This is a genomic window from Streptomyces sp. NPDC088097 (assembly GCF_044741845.1).
GTDB lineage: Bacteria > Actinomycetota > Actinomycetes > Streptomycetales > Streptomycetaceae > Streptomyces.
In genome coordinates this window covers 1,209,103-1,223,100 of record NZ_JBIUTJ010000001.1, presented here as the reverse complement: position 1 = coordinate 1,223,100, position 13,998 = coordinate 1,209,103, and the positions used below count along the sequence as shown (strand labels likewise).

The 13,998-nt window shown below is 71.3% G+C and carries 17 protein-coding genes and 1 tRNA gene; 2 read left to right on the top strand and 16 right to left on the bottom strand.

All coding sequences use genetic code 11. The features are described 5' to 3' along the window. Positions 1-33: 33 nt before the first annotated feature. Positions 34-714 (top strand): hypothetical protein, encoded by a 681-nt coding sequence (locus ACIOD1_RS05655; RefSeq protein ID WP_401900306.1) that lies wholly within the window; start codon positions 34-36, stop codon positions 712-714. A 107-nt stretch (positions 715-821) separates the two neighbouring features. Further along, positions 822-896, top strand: a tRNA-Thr gene (locus ACIOD1_RS05650). A 47-nt stretch (positions 897-943) separates the two neighbouring features. Here ACIOD1_RS05650 and ACIOD1_RS05645 read toward each other — a convergent pair. The 16 genes from ACIOD1_RS05645 to ACIOD1_RS05570 form a co-directional block, all read right to left on the bottom strand. Further along, positions 944-2,353 (bottom strand): tyrosine-type recombinase/integrase, encoded by a 1,410-nt coding sequence (locus ACIOD1_RS05645; protein WP_401900305.1) that lies wholly within the window; start codon positions 2,351-2,353, stop codon positions 944-946. A gap of 79 nt (positions 2,354-2,432) precedes the next feature. Further along, positions 2,433-2,633 (bottom strand): helix-turn-helix domain-containing protein, encoded by a 201-nt coding sequence (locus ACIOD1_RS05640; RefSeq protein WP_401900302.1) that lies wholly within the window; start codon positions 2,631-2,633, stop codon positions 2,433-2,435. Between the two features lie 173 nt (positions 2,634-2,806). Next, positions 2,807-4,060, bottom strand: a complete 1,254-nt coding sequence (locus ACIOD1_RS05635) for a DUF3631 domain-containing protein (protein ID WP_401900300.1) — start codon at positions 4,058-4,060, stop codon at positions 2,807-2,809. After that, entirely contained in the window at positions 4,060-4,380 is a 321-nt protein-coding gene (locus ACIOD1_RS05630) for a hypothetical protein (protein ID WP_401900298.1), read from the bottom strand. Before ACIOD1_RS05630 ends, ACIOD1_RS05635 begins: the two co-directional genes overlap by 1 nt. Beyond that, a complete protein-coding gene (locus tag ACIOD1_RS05625) occupies positions 4,377-5,264 on the bottom strand; it encodes a bifunctional DNA primase/polymerase (RefSeq protein ID WP_401900296.1) in 888 nt (295 codons plus the stop codon). Before ACIOD1_RS05625 ends, ACIOD1_RS05630 begins: the two co-directional genes overlap by 4 nt. 172 nt (positions 5,265-5,436) lie before the next feature. After that, positions 5,437-6,165 carry a DNA methylase gene (locus ACIOD1_RS05620; protein WP_401900293.1) on the bottom strand — a complete coding sequence of 243 codons (729 nt, stop codon included), beginning with the start codon at positions 6,163-6,165 and terminating at the stop codon, positions 5,437-5,439. A 93-nt stretch (positions 6,166-6,258) separates the two neighbouring features. Continuing rightward, positions 6,259-6,897: an XF1762 family protein gene (locus ACIOD1_RS05615; RefSeq protein ID WP_401900291.1), complete on the bottom strand. Its 639-nt coding sequence runs from the start codon at positions 6,895-6,897 to the stop codon at positions 6,259-6,261. 62 nt (positions 6,898-6,959) lie between these two features. Next, positions 6,960-7,460, bottom strand: a complete 501-nt coding sequence (locus ACIOD1_RS05610) for a hypothetical protein (RefSeq protein ID WP_401900496.1) — start codon at positions 7,458-7,460, stop codon at positions 6,960-6,962. 19 nt (positions 7,461-7,479) lie between these two features. Beyond that, positions 7,480-7,668 (bottom strand): hypothetical protein, encoded by a 189-nt coding sequence (locus tag ACIOD1_RS05605; protein ID WP_401900289.1) that lies wholly within the window; start codon positions 7,666-7,668, stop codon positions 7,480-7,482. A 237-nt stretch (positions 7,669-7,905) separates the two neighbouring features. Beyond that, positions 7,906-10,008, bottom strand: coding sequence for a hypothetical protein (locus ACIOD1_RS05600; RefSeq protein WP_401900287.1), 2,103 nt, complete (start codon positions 10,006-10,008; stop codon positions 7,906-7,908). After that, positions 10,008-11,651, bottom strand: coding sequence for a hypothetical protein (locus ACIOD1_RS05595; protein ID WP_401900284.1), 1,644 nt, complete (start codon positions 11,649-11,651; stop codon positions 10,008-10,010). Before ACIOD1_RS05595 ends, ACIOD1_RS05600 begins: the two co-directional genes overlap by 1 nt. Positions 11,652-11,735: 84 nt before the next feature. Continuing rightward, positions 11,736-12,197, bottom strand: a complete 462-nt coding sequence (locus tag ACIOD1_RS05590) for an NUDIX domain-containing protein (RefSeq protein ID WP_401900282.1) — start codon at positions 12,195-12,197, stop codon at positions 11,736-11,738. 21 nt (positions 12,198-12,218) lie between these two features. Beyond that, entirely contained in the window at positions 12,219-12,557 is a 339-nt protein-coding gene (locus ACIOD1_RS05585) for an RRQRL motif-containing zinc-binding protein (RefSeq protein WP_401900280.1), read from the bottom strand. Beyond that, complete coding sequence (locus ACIOD1_RS05580) at positions 12,554-13,411, bottom strand: hypothetical protein (protein WP_401900278.1); 858 nt, start codon at positions 13,409-13,411, stop codon at positions 12,554-12,556. Before ACIOD1_RS05580 ends, ACIOD1_RS05585 begins: the two co-directional genes overlap by 4 nt. Then, positions 13,408-13,686, bottom strand: a complete 279-nt coding sequence (locus ACIOD1_RS05575) for a hypothetical protein (protein WP_401900275.1) — start codon at positions 13,684-13,686, stop codon at positions 13,408-13,410. The genes ACIOD1_RS05580 and ACIOD1_RS05575 overlap by 4 nt, the downstream gene beginning before the upstream one ends. After that, positions 13,683-13,955 (bottom strand): DUF6284 family protein, encoded by a 273-nt coding sequence (locus ACIOD1_RS05570; RefSeq protein WP_401900274.1) that lies wholly within the window; start codon positions 13,953-13,955, stop codon positions 13,683-13,685. The genes ACIOD1_RS05575 and ACIOD1_RS05570 overlap by 4 nt, the downstream gene beginning before the upstream one ends. Positions 13,956-13,998: the final 43 nt, after the last annotated feature.

Here is a 13,998-nt window from a genome sequence, read left to right as displayed (position 1 = left end):
GCGAATGTCGGCCCGGCCTGGTTTCCTTCCGCCATGACCGTTCGCGACCTCCTCACCGCCCTCCCCGACGTCCCCACCCTGCGCGACCGCTGCCGGGCGCTCGCCGCGCTGGAGGCGGTGATGGACCCCGTGTACGGCCACTTCTCGTACGCCCCGGCGTGGTCGGACCGTGAGCAGGTCGCCCTGATGGACAACGGCTCGGGTGACGACTACGCCATCGTCTTCTCCGACGCCGGGGCGTACGCGCGCGGCTTCGCGCACGAGTCCGTGATGAGCCCGTACGCGGACGAGGACGAGGCCCCCTGGCCGGGACTGGTGGACGCGGTCCCGGAGGCCTTCCGCCCGTACGTGACGGAACCGGCGTTCTGCGACGACCTCGGCGCGGGCCCCGTCCCGCGCGCGACGGTGGTCTTCTGGCGAGAGGCGGGCGACACCGCTTGGCACACGGGCCCGGTGGAGATGCCGACCGACGGGGCTCGCGGGTTCGCCGACGGCGCGGACTTCCTCTTCGACGTGCTCGCGGCGGGCACCCCTGAGGCCTACCGGGACTTCGCGGCGGACTACTACGAACGCCCCGTCGACCTGGACGCGGTCCGCCACGTCTTCGCCCTGCGCCCCCTGTCGGGAGCGGTGGCCCTGGCCCTGAACCCGGCCGCCGTTGCGGAGCGCGCCCTGGAGGCGGCGAGGGCGACGGGTTATCCGGTGGCCTCGTGACACAACACCCCGGTGGGAGCGCCGGGGCCCCTTTTACGCGATGGCCCGTGGAATCGGCCGCTGTGTAGAGTGATGGCGGTTCACGCGCGGCAACGCGGGTGGCCCACGCCCCCTTAGCTCAGTCCGGCCAGAGCAACGCACTTGTAATGCGTAGGTCGTCGGTTCGAATCCGACAGGGGGCCCCGCCGGAATCCCAGCTCAGATCTTCTTTGAGCTGGGATTTCCTGTTTCAGCGGGTCTTGCGGCGGCGCCGGGCGCGGGCGGCGCGGGTGCTTCCTGTCTCAGTTCTGGTCTCAGACGGGGGTCCCGGGGCCGGTGCGGGAACGGGCGCGGGACCCGGCATGAACGCCTCTCCCATCCGCCGCATCGCCTCGCGGGACAGCTCGGAGCGGCCCTTCACGTAGCGCCGCGTCTGGCTGATCTGGGTGTGCCGGAGGATCTCCATGATCGTGGGCATGTCCACCCCCAGCTCGTTCAGGATCGTGCCCGCAGTGTGACGGCTTCCGTCGTGCTGGCGGCGGTTGCTGATGCCCGCCTCGCCCAGCAGGTCCTTGAACTCCTGCCAGTCGGCCCGCGGGTCCAGCGGTCGACCGTCGTCGCGGGTGAACACCGCGTCGCACTCCTCCCACAGCTCCCCGGCGGCTTGGCGCTGCTCCTCCTGCCGCGCCTTGTGCTCCAAGAGGTATGGCAGGAAGGGCGGCGGGATCGGCACGGGGTTCTGGCTCTTCTTCGTCTTGGGCCGCGTGAAGGCCAGACCCCCACCTTTGCGGTCCGGGCAGGCGCTCGCATGCCGACGGCAGGTCTTCGGGCACGGCGGCGGGCAGCCGCGGACGTAGCCCTTGTGCGCCGAGCAGCCGGGCGGGCACGGCTCGAACCGGTGGAGCCGAGCCCCGCAGGCCTGCGCGTCCCGGCATCCGTGCTTCCAGGTGAGCCGCTGGAGCTGCCAGGCGGGGTGGAACAGCCCGTGCTCCAGGTCGACGTACGACCAGCGCAGGCCCAGCGCCTCGCCCTGCCGAAAGCCCATGCCGACCCCGATCGCCCAGCGCATGAACGTCGGACGCTCCGCGGCGGCGGCGAGGAACGCCTTCGACTCGGTGCGCGAGAACGGATTCGCCTCGGTCTCGTCCACGGAGGGCGGGTCCACGAGGGTGGCGACGTTCTCGTTGATGATCCGGCGACGGTGCGCGATCTTCAGGGCCCGGGACAGGATCCGGTGCACTTTCAGCACGTGCGAGGCGGCGTGCCCCTCCTCCAGCATCGCCGCGTACATCACCTCCAGATGCTCCGGAGCGAGCTTGTCGAGACGGTGCCTGCCGACCCCCGGGACGATGTCGTTGCGGGTCTTGGACCAGTAGTCGTCCAGCGACCGCGGCTTGAGCTTCAGGCTCGCGATGGTCGACAGGTAGGTGTCCATCCACTCCGCGACGGTCGGTTTCCGCCCGGCCTTCGTGGCGCGGCCCTCGTCGCGCAGCTTTTCCAGCTCGCGGACCTTCTTGGCGACGGCGGTCTCGGTCTTGGCCCGGCGGTGCCGCCGGTCGGGCCCTCCGTCGGACTTCACGCCCATTGTGACGCGGCCGTGCCACCACCCGTCACTGCCAAGGTAGATGGACGACTCCATGTTCGGCTTGCGGGTGCTCATGGGCTCCTCGGTGCTCCTGCATGCGGAAGGCGGCCGCCCCCGGCAAGTCCCCGGGGGCCGCCCGTGGGTGGCGCTGAGATCAGACGGACTGAGGCGGGAGCTGGGCGACGAACGCGTCGATGTCGGCGCGCTTGATGCGGCGGGCCCGGCCGAGCTTGATGAACGGCAGCTCGCCGGACGACATCAGCTCGTAGACGGTGGAACGACCGAGCCGAAGCAGTACGACGGCGTCCTTCACGGTGCACAGGACGGGTGCGGTGGAGTTCGTTGCGGCGGTCACTGCTGGTGCCTCCTCGGCAAAGGCTTCGGGGCCTCTTGGCCCCTCTGGGGGATCCGCAACAGCCGCCACGCCGCAACATCGCTGGTCAGCGGGCTGGTTTTGTGGCGGATCGGGATTTTGTGGCGGATCGGTGCCGCCACACGCTGGTGTGGCGGCACCGATGGTCGTGGGGGTTAGCTGGCGACGGGGAAGAGCGGTGTGGCGGTTTCCGCGTGCGTGTGGCGGATGGCTGTGGCGGTATCCGCCACAGATTCACCCCCTCTGACCTGCGGTGTGGCGGCTGTGGCGGATGTTGCGGACTTCTGGAGGTGAGGGGGGCAGTAGCGGGCCCAGGCGTCGGCGAGGTCTTCGGCGTAGTAGCCCTTGGGGGTGGCGGAGCCGACTCGGATCCCGCGGGGCTTGATGGGCTTGTTGGTAGAGGTGACGTACTGGCCGAGCATCTGGGACAGGGCTCGGGAGGTGAGGGGCTTGCCGTCCATGTCGGCCCAGGGGGCGTCGTCCATGCGCAGGAGGCATTCGAGGATGGCGGCGGTAGGCATCCGTTCCTGGCCGCGGAAGACGTGGTCGCGCAGGTCGATCAGCAGGCGGATCCCGAGGGAGGAGGCGTCGTTCTCCTTGGAGGCGGTGACCAGCTCCAGGCAGGCTTCGCGGGCCCGCTCGGGCCAGTCGCCTCCCGCGGCTTCGGCGACGGACAGGAGGGGCTCCCACACGTCGGCCGGTCGGTCGCTGATGCCGTCGGGCATGGTGGGCCAGGACCCGGTGACCTGCTCTCGGACGGATTCGGCCCAGGCGGCGAGTCGGTCGCGCAGGGCGTTGCCCTGCTTCTTGTGGATGCGTTCCCGCCAGGGCTGGCAGGACTCGTTGGGGGCCTTCTTGCGCATGCGGATGATGACGGAGCGGCTGAAGACGGTGTCGGGCAGGGAGCCGAGACCGGCGAGGGCGACGGCGCAGTAGGCGGGGAAGCCCTCCACGGTCTGGTTGGCGCCGTCCCCGACGCACCGGTACATCTTCCGGCCCCGGGTGTGACCGGCGTTGAGGAACTTGCGCAGGTTCTCGTCCCCCGCGGCCTTGGGGCCGAAGATCGTGTCGATCTCATCGAAGAGGATCGTGGGCCGTTCCCCTTCGATGCCGGCGACGGACCGGAACAGCGCGGACTGCGATGCGTCCACCGCCGCCATGGAGTTGGGCACGAGGGTCTCGATCACGTCCAGGGCGCGGCTCTTGCCGGAGCCGGGTTCCGGGGAGAGGAACGCGATCCGCGGGGTGGCGTCGAAGGCGTCAAGTAGGTGCGCATGCGCGTCCCACAACGTGACGGCGACGTAGGCGGCCTCACGGGGGAAGATGTTGAACCTGCGGTGGAAGGCCTCCACCTCATTGAGCAGGGCGGCTCCGTCGATGGGTGCGGCCTGGGGCTTGTGGTCGCTCATCAGGCGGCCTTCCCTTCCTGGTTGACGTTGGTGTTGATGCGGGCGCATGCGGTGCGGTGCTGCTCGTGATCGGCGATCAGGGCCAGTGCCCGGGCCTGCCCGGCGGCGAACAGGTCCCGCCCGCACACGCACCAGGACCGCACCGACGGGGTCACCCCGCGGCCGGGGGCGGTGATGTGGAGCCAGGCGACGGGGCGGCGCCCGTCATCCCCGCGCGGGCCAGGGCGAACAGATGAACGGACGCCTTCGGCGACGACCTTCGGCGCACCACGCTCGTCCGGGGTGGGGGCATGTTCGGCGGGACGGGGGCCGGTGGTCACGAGGTCCTCACCGTCACCGTGTTGAAGCCGCGCTGGACGGCGCGTTCGGCGTACGCCTTGGGCACGCCGACGGCGACGGCCGCGTCGATGACCTGTTGTCCGAGGGTGTCCAGTGCGCAGGGGCCGGGGCATCCGGTGTGCTGGTTGGCGAGGAACCGTGCGACGCCGTACGCGGTGCTGCCGGCGCCTTCCTCGCGGCAGGCTGCGATCCGGGCCAGACCCCGGTCCAGGCCGGTACGAACGAAGGTGTCGGTGTGGCGGCAGCCGGTGGCCACCGACCGGTCCCAGGTCGCGCGGGCCGGGGAGGAAGAGTCCACCTCCCCACGAAGGGGGCGGGTGGACTCTTCCTTGACGACAAGCGCCCGGACGATGTCCGGCAGGAGCGTGATGGGGCCGGTGCCGGGGCCGTACCAGCGCGTGTACTGCATGCGCGACTTGATGTCGACGCCGGGCCGGACCTTGTTCGCGGACTGCATGGCGCCCCGGTAGACCCAGTGCTCCCCGCGCGTCGTGGTCACGACCTTGGTGGCGGGCAGGCTCTCGCGGGCCCAGGCCACGGCGTCGGCGTGGTCGAGATCCACAACGGTGAGGTGGGCGCCGCCGGGGTGGTAGGCGACTCCTTCGGCCTGGCGCCAGGCTCGGGCCCAGGCCGGGGAGGTGAGGACGTCGGGGTCGGTGGTGGCGGCGGCCCAGCCGTGGCACGGGGCCGGGCACCGGCAGGGGCCGGCGGCCTTCATGTGAGGCCGGTCGCCACAGAAGGAGTTGGTGCAGGCCGGGCAGTTCCCGACGGGCAACTTGCTCGCGCGCAGGGGCAGAACCGGGATCGCCAGTTCAGCGAGCCAGAGTGCGGTCCGCAGGTGCCCCTTGGCGTGGGTCGGGATCATCGGTGCCCTGCCTTCCAGCAGGACGGGCAGAGGTCGCGTCCGCCAGGACGGGTTCGCCACCCGATCTCGCGACGGATCCGGCGTACCTCGGTGACGGTGTGCGCGAGGGGGTGGTGGGTCGCGTTGCAGCAGTCGGGTCCGTCACAATTGACTGCGGGGAAGTTGTCGGCACTCACAAGGCCACCGCCCCGGCCGGGGTGCGGGCGAGGAACGCGCGGCCGATCCATTCGGTGTACGCGGGCGGGATGGCCTCGGTGAGTTCCTCGCGGACGTCGGTCCAGTCGATACCCATCGCGGCCTGCATCTCGGAGATGGTGCCCTTGCCTCCGCCGGAGCCGTAGGCGGCGACGTACGGACCGTCGCGGTAGACGCCGTGGCGCCAGCCTCGGACGTAGCCGCGGTGCCGGGGATGCTGAGGCTGGCCGGTGGTCCAGCCGCCGAGTTCGAAGTTCCGGTGGCGGAGCACTCCGAGGCCGAACTGTTCGCCGCACAGGGTGACGTCGCAGCGGACGGGGGCCTTTCCGGTGGGCTGCTCGATCACGTACGGCAGGCCGGACACGTCCAGGAGCACCCGCAGTTCGGGGATGAGCTGGACGTGGGTGCGGCCCCAGCCCATGGCGCGGTTGGTGCCGACGGTGAGCGCGCATCCGTCCTGGCAGGGCGGAGAGGCGTGGATCGCCGAATAGGCGGAGATCTCCCCGGACGTGATCAGGTCGGTGAGGACGGTGAGGGCGTCACCCTGGCGGAAGGGGAACGGGTAGCGGGGCCGGCGAGCAATGTCGATGCCGGTCACGTTGAATCCGGCGCGGTGGTAGCCCATGGCAGCTCCGCCGGAACAGCAGAACAGGTCCAGTAAGGCGGGCCGGTGGCCCTCTCGCCGGATGTCGGTCGTGTGGGTCATGCTGGATTCCTCCAGTGCGCTCTGGAAGAGAGCGGCCCCGCTTCATTGGCGTGAGAAGGGGCCGCTCTCGTCGTATCCGGGGTGCTTGCGAGATCAGTTGGTCTTTGCACTTCGTGCGCGGTAGGCACGGACGCGGCAGGCAGGCGAGCAGTAGAGGGCGGGGCGGCCCCGCGGTGAGCGTGTGAGGGGCTGAGTGCAGCCGTCGGCTCGACACCCGATTTCGTTACGGATTGCGTTACGCAGGTCGGCCAGCGGCAGGGGTGGTGCCGCCTCGCGTGACTGCTCCCAGAGGTAGCGGCCCACCCGGTCCGTGCCGTGGTCCTGACGGTGGCGAGAGGGGGTATCCCAGCCCCTTCGAGGTCGCAGAACTGCTGTGAGGCGCCAGCCGGCCGCGCGCAGGCTGGTGCCGGACTCGCCGTGCTGGGTGTAGGTGACAAGGCGCTGGTATCCGGCTGCGGAGGCGGTCCTCCAGGCAGCTGCGTAAAGGGCGGAGCAGGCGTTGGGGGTGCCGTCGGTGGCGACCCTCGTGACCTCCAGGGTGAAGCCGTCCCACAGCGCGCGGGCGACAGGGCGTCCTGCGGATGCCGCACCGACGAGGCGGCCATCGGGGGTCTCGACGCCCCACCCGAACTTCCAGCCCTGCGGCGGTTGGTGGTGGCGATGCAGGCGGGCGATCGCCGCGCATGCCTCGCTGAACGAGAGCGGAACGATGATCAGCCTCGCTTGAGACATGGGAAGGCCTCCGATCCGAGCTAAGGGGAACTGTCGTCGGCAACAGTTCGCGGCCCGTGTGGTCAGCGCTGGTTGATGCTGCCCGTGGCCTTTCCGAAGAGGCCGGTGGCGGTGATGTTCTGGGTGACGTGCTGGACCGGCGCCCCTCCCCGTCCGCTCGTCGCGCGTCCTGCGCGGAGGAAGAGGGGGGCGAGGGTTCCGGCGGCGATGAGGGCGATGGCGGCCCAGAGGGCTTCGGTCATGGCGATCAGTCCCGGGGCGGCGTAGGAGATCCCGAATCCGGCTGCGGCGATCCCGCCGCCGAGGGTCGGGGCGAGGAGCGCGGTCGTCTTCGCCCACGCCGGAACCGGCTGCCCGACCGGCGAGGGGGCCGGGGCGGTGGGCTGGGGGTGGGTGTAGGCGAGGGTGCGGTAGCCGCCGGGGAGGGTGACCATCTCGACCCCGGGCGGGAGTTCCGCGAGCGGCATTGCGGGCTGGCGGATCGCGGTCGGGTAGAGGATCGGGGCGCCGTAGCGGGCGGGTGCGGTGGTGCTCGCGTTCGTGGGTTCATAGGGCACAGCGATCTCCTTCGGGGGAGATTGGTCAGAGTCCGGATATGGAGCCGACGAGGGTGGCCACGAAGGTGTGGATGGCGTCGGAGGCTCCGGTGTCGGCGAGGAAGAACCCGAACCCGGCCGCGACGGTGGCGGCGCCGGCGCCAAGGTGGCGGGTGCGGAGCAGGACGGCCAGGACGACGCCGAAGAGGACGACGAGCGAGAGGGTGACGGCCACGGGGGTCCCCGTTTCAGGGCGGGCCGGCGGCGCCGGTGGTGGTGCCGCCGGCGGGCGGATGGTGGCTGTACGTGTGCGGGGTTACTGCCTACCGCCTACTGCCTAGTGGCTACTGCCTACTGCCCAACCCGCTGATGAAGGCGGGTGTGTGGGCAGTAGGCGGGCGGTAGGAGCGTCCTCTACTGCCCACGGGGGGTGGGCAGTAGGCGGTAGGCGGTAGCTGTGCGTGAGGGTGGTTCAGGCGTGGTCGGGGTGGACGTAGACGGAGTGCGGACCCCGGTCGCGGTAGACGAGTTCGCCGCGGTCGGCGGCGGCCTTGAGGGCCTTGCGGACGGACTCGCGGCCCCGGCTGACCGCGTCCGCGATCGCGGCGGGCTTCATCCCGTCGGGCCCGGCCTCGTAGAGGGCCGTGATCGCGGCGGGCAGCCAGTCGGGCCCGCTCCCGTCGTCGGCGCGGTGCGCGGACAGGTTCAGCCCCTCCCGTGCGGGCTTTTCCTCCGGCGCCTCGTTGCTGGGTTCGGGGGTGGTGGCGAACTGGGCGTCGATCTCGCGCCGGAACTGCTCGGCGAGCGCGTCCTCATCCGGCGAGGCCGCGGAGGCGGTGGTGGTGCGGTGGGCGGAGAGGTTCAGGCCCCCGCCCGCCGGAGCGGTCCCGGGCGGGGCGGGGGTGGGCCGGTCGGTTTCGGTGTGCTGGTGGTCGGTGATCCAGGCGATGCGGGTGGAGTCCCAGCGGCGGGCGTAGTCGGGGCCGGCGGCCTTCGCGGAGATCGCGTCGAGGTAGGGGTGCCGGTCCGAGGTGGCGTGGACGATGTCGCGGATCTGGTGGGGCTTGATCCGCCAGGCCTTGAACACGGCGGGCGGTGACTCGGGACTGCCCAGGAACCCGGACCCCTTGTAGGGGGCCTGCTCGACGCGCAGTCCCCGCGCTCCGGGGAACAGCTTGGCCAGGTCCATGCCTTCCTTCTCACCGCCGGTCAGGGCGACCCTGACCTTGGCCTCGCGGCGGATCATCAGGTTTCCCAGGACGCTGCCGGTGGCGCCGAGGGCGGTGAGGACGGTGCGCAGGCCCATGGCGCGGGAGATCCGGATGACCTCCAGGATCTTCGCGGCGAGGGCTTTCATGGCCTTGTCGTTGCTGGCGAGGATCTCGGCGCCCTCGTCCACGACGAGCATGATCTGCGGGATGTCGGAGCTGATGGGCAGGAGGTCGGTGTTCGCGTCGGCCATGAGCTGCTGGTAGGCGACCTTGCGGCGGTGGGCGACCGCGATGGCGGCGTCGAGCATGAGGTGGGCTTCGTCGGGGGTGGAGGCGAGCCAGTCGATCCCGGGCCGCACCACCTCGCCCTTCCCGCCCTCGAGGGCGGGGCGGACCCAGGGCAGACCGGCCGACCCGGCGTTGAGGTCGATGACCCAGGACAGGACGTCGGTGGCGAGGGCGAACACGGCCAGGACTGTGTGGACCCAGTTCGTCTTGCCCGATCCGGTCGGTCCGGCCGCGAGCGCGCACTGCTCTCGCAGGTAGACGTTGACGGGGGTGCCGTCGGTCCGCACTCCCCAGGGCAGCCCGGTGTGGATGGACAGGGGGCTGTAGTCGGTGGGGAAGGTGATGTCCTCGGCGAGGACGTTGACGGTGGTCACGTCGATCAGGACGCGGCCCTGGTCGATCCCGGGAGAGGCGGCGGCGGTGCAGCCGTGCGGGAGGCGGGCGTCGGCGGAGAGGCGGGCGTTGTCCTTCGCGATCCGGTCGTAGGTGGTTCCCCCGGGCGGGAGTTCGGCGTCGATGGTGAACCCGGTGCCGGTGGGCCACGTCTCGACCGCCAGCACCCGGACGGTGATCCCGCAGACCCGCTGGATCCGATCCACCCACTCCGCGGCGATCGCCCGCCGCCCGGCGGACAGTTCCCGGGCGACATGGCGTTCGGCGGCGGCGATGGCCTCCAACTCCCGGGCCTCCTCGTACAACCCGACGGAGCGGGCGGCAGCCCCCATCCCGACCCCGATCACAGCCAACGATCCGAGGGACGTCCAGGTCAAAGGCCCGGTCGCAAGTGCCCAGGTGGTCCAGCCGGAGCCGAGGAGCCAGGACGCGGCCCGCGCGCCGATGGTGCGGGCGGCGAGCTTCTGGCGCAGGCCGGTCGCGGTGTGGCCGATCGCGCCGACAGAGCCGATGGCAAGGGCCCAGGTGGGGGGCATGTGGGCGAGGGTCCCGACGGTGGCGACTGCGTAGGCGCCGGTTGTCGCCGACAGGGCTCCGGTGATGGGGCCGTGTCCGGCGGCCCAGTCCAGGGCGAGCCCGTTGTGCGTCACGCTCTGGTTCTTGGTGGCGGACTTGGTGGTCATCAGACGTTCCAGCCCTTCTCGGCGTCGTGACCGTTGCGGGGGTCCTCGTGGCGGGCGATGTCCGCCTCGTGGGCCTGGCGGAAGGTGGGCCCGAGTTCCTCGGAGAAGTCGACGGAGTTGGCGAACACGCCGTAGAGGTCGGAGAGCATGTCGGCGACGACCTTCTCCAGCGGGAACTCGGAGTCGGAGCGTTCGGCGAGGACCTTGAGGATGTTGGCGATGGCGTGCAGGGCCTCGGGGAGGCCTTCGAGCATGGCGAGGATCTCCATGCAGTTCTCCGGCTCGTAGGACTGCGCGGCCTGCTCCATCTCGGCGGCCAGTTCCTCGAACCGGAACCCGGAAACGTTGCTCACGACTACTCCCTGACTGGTGGGCGGTACGGGAACCTGGACGGTGGGACGTGCGGCGGTGGCGCTGATCTCGTCGGTGTCCTGCTCCTCGGCGTCGACCTTGGCCTCGGCAGCCTGTTCGTCGTCTTCGAGCTGGTTGTGGATGTTCGCGTCGCGGTCCTCGCGCCAGGCCCGCGCCCGCTCCACCAAGCGCCGGTAGAGGCGCCGGCCGGGGTTCATCAGCCAGCCCCAACCGAGCTTCCGCCCGAGCGGCGTGGTGATGAGTCCGACCAGCCCGAGCGCGCCGCCGAGGACAGCGGCCATAGCCCGGCGGGCGTGGAACCGGGCTGCCGAACGCAGCAGGGCCTTGCGAGCGGCCTTCTGGGCGGGTGCCTTGGCGGCGGCCACCCGGGCCCGGTGCGCGGCCTGCTGAACCTGCCCGCGGTTCTTGCCGACCGTGCGGCCGGTGGCGCGGTCCTTCGCGGTGCGGGCGGCGCCGACGGCCTTGTCGCGGACGGCGGCGGCCTTGCCGAGGCCCTTGGCCAGGGTTCGGGCTGCGGCACCCCGTGGTTTGGTGCCTGCCCGACCGCCGGCGGTGCCGGTGCGTTCGGCGGCCTTCGCCGCGCGGCGGGAGTCGGCGACCTGGCGCCGGGCCTGCGCGGTCGCGGTGCGGGAGGCGGACCGGGTTGGGGACTGCGTGCGGGCTTGGGAGCGCAGGGCCTGCACCTGTCCGGCCCGGCCACCGGCCAGACCGGCCGCCGCCCGCGCGGCCCGCTGCCGGGCCGACGTGGAACCGGCCTTTCCTGCGGTCGAAGCGGAGCGGCCCCCGGCAGGCGCCCCGGCGCTACTTCGGGCCTGTCCACCGGCCGTCTTGCGGGATCCGGTCCCGGCTCCCTTGCTCGCGGTTGCGCCGGTGGTCTTGCCGGTGCGGGGCTGGGCGGGGACCCGACCCAAGAGGCCACGTCCCCCGCTTCCGTTCGCGGTCCGAGCCGAGGCCGGGGTCGGCTTCCCGGAAGGGGTCTTCTTCTTGTCGGTCTTGGCCTTGCCTCGCTGGTGGGCGGCGACGGCGCCGAGGACGGCGGCGCCGGTCGCCGCGATGGCGACGGCGACCGGGCCGCCGGTCATGGCGGCGGTCGCCAAGAGCCCGGCGGTGGTGTTCGTCCCGGACAGGGACAGCGGCACCACGGGGAAGCCCCCGGCGGTGTGCTCGATGGCCTTGCCCGAAGCGGGCTTGCTCGCATCCGGCGAGGTCGGGGTCGGGGTGGGGGTGGACTCTTCGGGTGGGGCCTGCGGTTCGGTGACGGTCTCGGTCATGCTGTACGAGCCCCCTTCGGGGAGTGAAAGGGCCCGGCCGCGAGCCTCCTACAGCAACGGCCGGGCCCTGCTTGTACGTGCAGGTCAGAGCTGGTTGGACTCCAGGGAACACCCGCTGCCGGGCCTAGCCGGGGGACGGGTGATTGCGGCGTGGATGATCTGGCCGTGGTCGAACGCCAGAGAACCGGGGGCGTCCAGCGGGACCCAGCGCACCGCGGCTGCGTCATCGCCCGCCGTGGCGGTGGCGCCGTCCGGGACGGTGACCTTGTACGCAGCCGTGACGTACCGGCCTCGCGGGTCCCGCTCCGGCGCGTCCCACACGCCGACCAGCACCAACGCATCCGGCGTGACGTGGACGCCGGTCTCCTCGAACAGTTCGCGGGCGGCGGCCTGGCGGGAGGTCTCGCCGGGGTCGACGTGCCCGCCCGGCAGGGCCAGGCGGCCCTGGTGGGGCGGCCAGCCGCGCTCGATCACCAGCACATCGTTGCCGCGGATGCACACCACGTCGGCGGTGTAGCGGATCGTCTCCGGCATGGTCTCGGTCATGGAGTCTCTCCTCGGAAGAGGTCAGGCGGCTGGCTGTTGGGGGAAGTCGTGGCAGGGCACGCACATGCCGAGCGAGGTCGGGATCACGTACCCGGCATCGGTCCGGCAGGCGGGGCACCTGCGGCGGGCGGCGTTCGCCTTGACGAGGGCCGACCGGCGGCCAGGGGTCATCGGCCGGACCGGCTTCGCCAGCTCCACGAGGTAGAGGTGGGCGATCAGCGGGCCGTGCCTGCGGCGGGGGCGTTCGAGCTGGGCGGCGACGGCTTGTCCGCCGGGCCGCAGTCCGGCCGCGCGGAGTTGACGGCGGGTGGCCATTCCGTCGGGGGCCAGGCGCCACCGGTAGACGGGCAGGGTGCTCATCCGCTCACCGCCCCGAGGAGTTCATCAGGGCCCTGGCGGTCTTCGTTGAGGCGTTGGTAGAGCTTGTGGACGTAGGAGGTGGAACGGGTGGAAAGCCGGGCCGCCTCCGGGAGGGTTTTGCCTTGCACCCAGCACGCCCGGATCACGTTCGCCGCTTCCTCGGCCGATAGGCGAGCGGGTTCAAGCTCCTCCTGGTGGACGGGGGTGGACGTGAAGGGGAAAGCCGGGTGGAACACCTGCCGGTCACCACAGATGACCAGCGGATTCACAACCGCTTGCCCTGCTACCAGGCCCGTCGGCGGGACCACGGCCGTAGGTGCCGGGGGCGGGGCGGCTGCGGGGTGGATGGGGGTGGTGTCCACCTCATCCACCGTGGTGTCCACCAGGGCTCGGAGTTCGGTGACTTTCGCGAGGATTTGGTGGCGGTAGTGGTTGATCGCTTCGGCGAGGACGATCAGGAGGACCGGGGGGACGGAGTGGAGGACGAGCCCGGCGGGGTCCACCGCGCGGGGGATTCCGAAGCCGGTACCGGTCGGCCACAGGGAGGTCCAGCAGTTCATGACCCAGGTGCCGATGCCGGCGAACCAGCGCAGTGCCGACGCCCAGCCGGAGGGGTAGAGGCCGTACTCGGAGAGGCGTCCGTCGAAGATCAGTACCGTTCCCAGGGCGACGGCGACCATGGGGTCGAGGAGCCAGGCGATCCAGGGAGAGACGTGGTGGTCGATGGCGAACATCGTCACGTTCGAGGCGGTGAACACCAGCGCCACGAACGCGACCGCGACCAGGACCCGTGTCAGCCGCGACAGCAGGCCTTCCAGGGCCTGGATCTGCTCGGCGGATGTTCGCAGGGTCACCGGTCGTCCCCGCTCACGGTCAGGTATTCGAACGGGGTGTAGGTGATCGGGTATGCGGCGCAGTGTTCGCGGATCTGACTCGCGGCGAGCCAGGGGTCGCGGCTGTGCTTGAGGTTGGCCTGCATGGTGCTCCGCACGATGCTGGTGCGGTGTTCGAGCAGCTGCCGGTAGGCGTCCTCGTCGGTGGCGGCGAGCGACGGCAGCGGTACGTCCAGCGCGTCCGCGACCGCGGCGAGGAGGTCCGCGTAGCCGGCCTTCATGGTCCGCTCGTTCATGCCGCACCGCCCGGCAGGCTCACCGCGGCGGCGGCCTGGTTGATCAGGTTCCGGCGGGCGGTGAGGACCCGGCGGCGGGCCCGGCGGATCAGCTGGGTGTCGAGGTCGGACGGGGTGCGGTCCAGAACGGCGATCTGCGCGTCGAGGAGGTCGACGTCCGCCAGGATCAGCGGCATCTCGAACTCGATCGCGTTCAGTTCCGCGTCCGAGGGCTCCAGGTCGGCCGGTAGGGCCGTAACGGGCTCCTGACGTGCAACGATGTACTTCATGAGTCGTGTTCTCCCTAGCAGGTGGACGGCTCAGCGGCCCCGG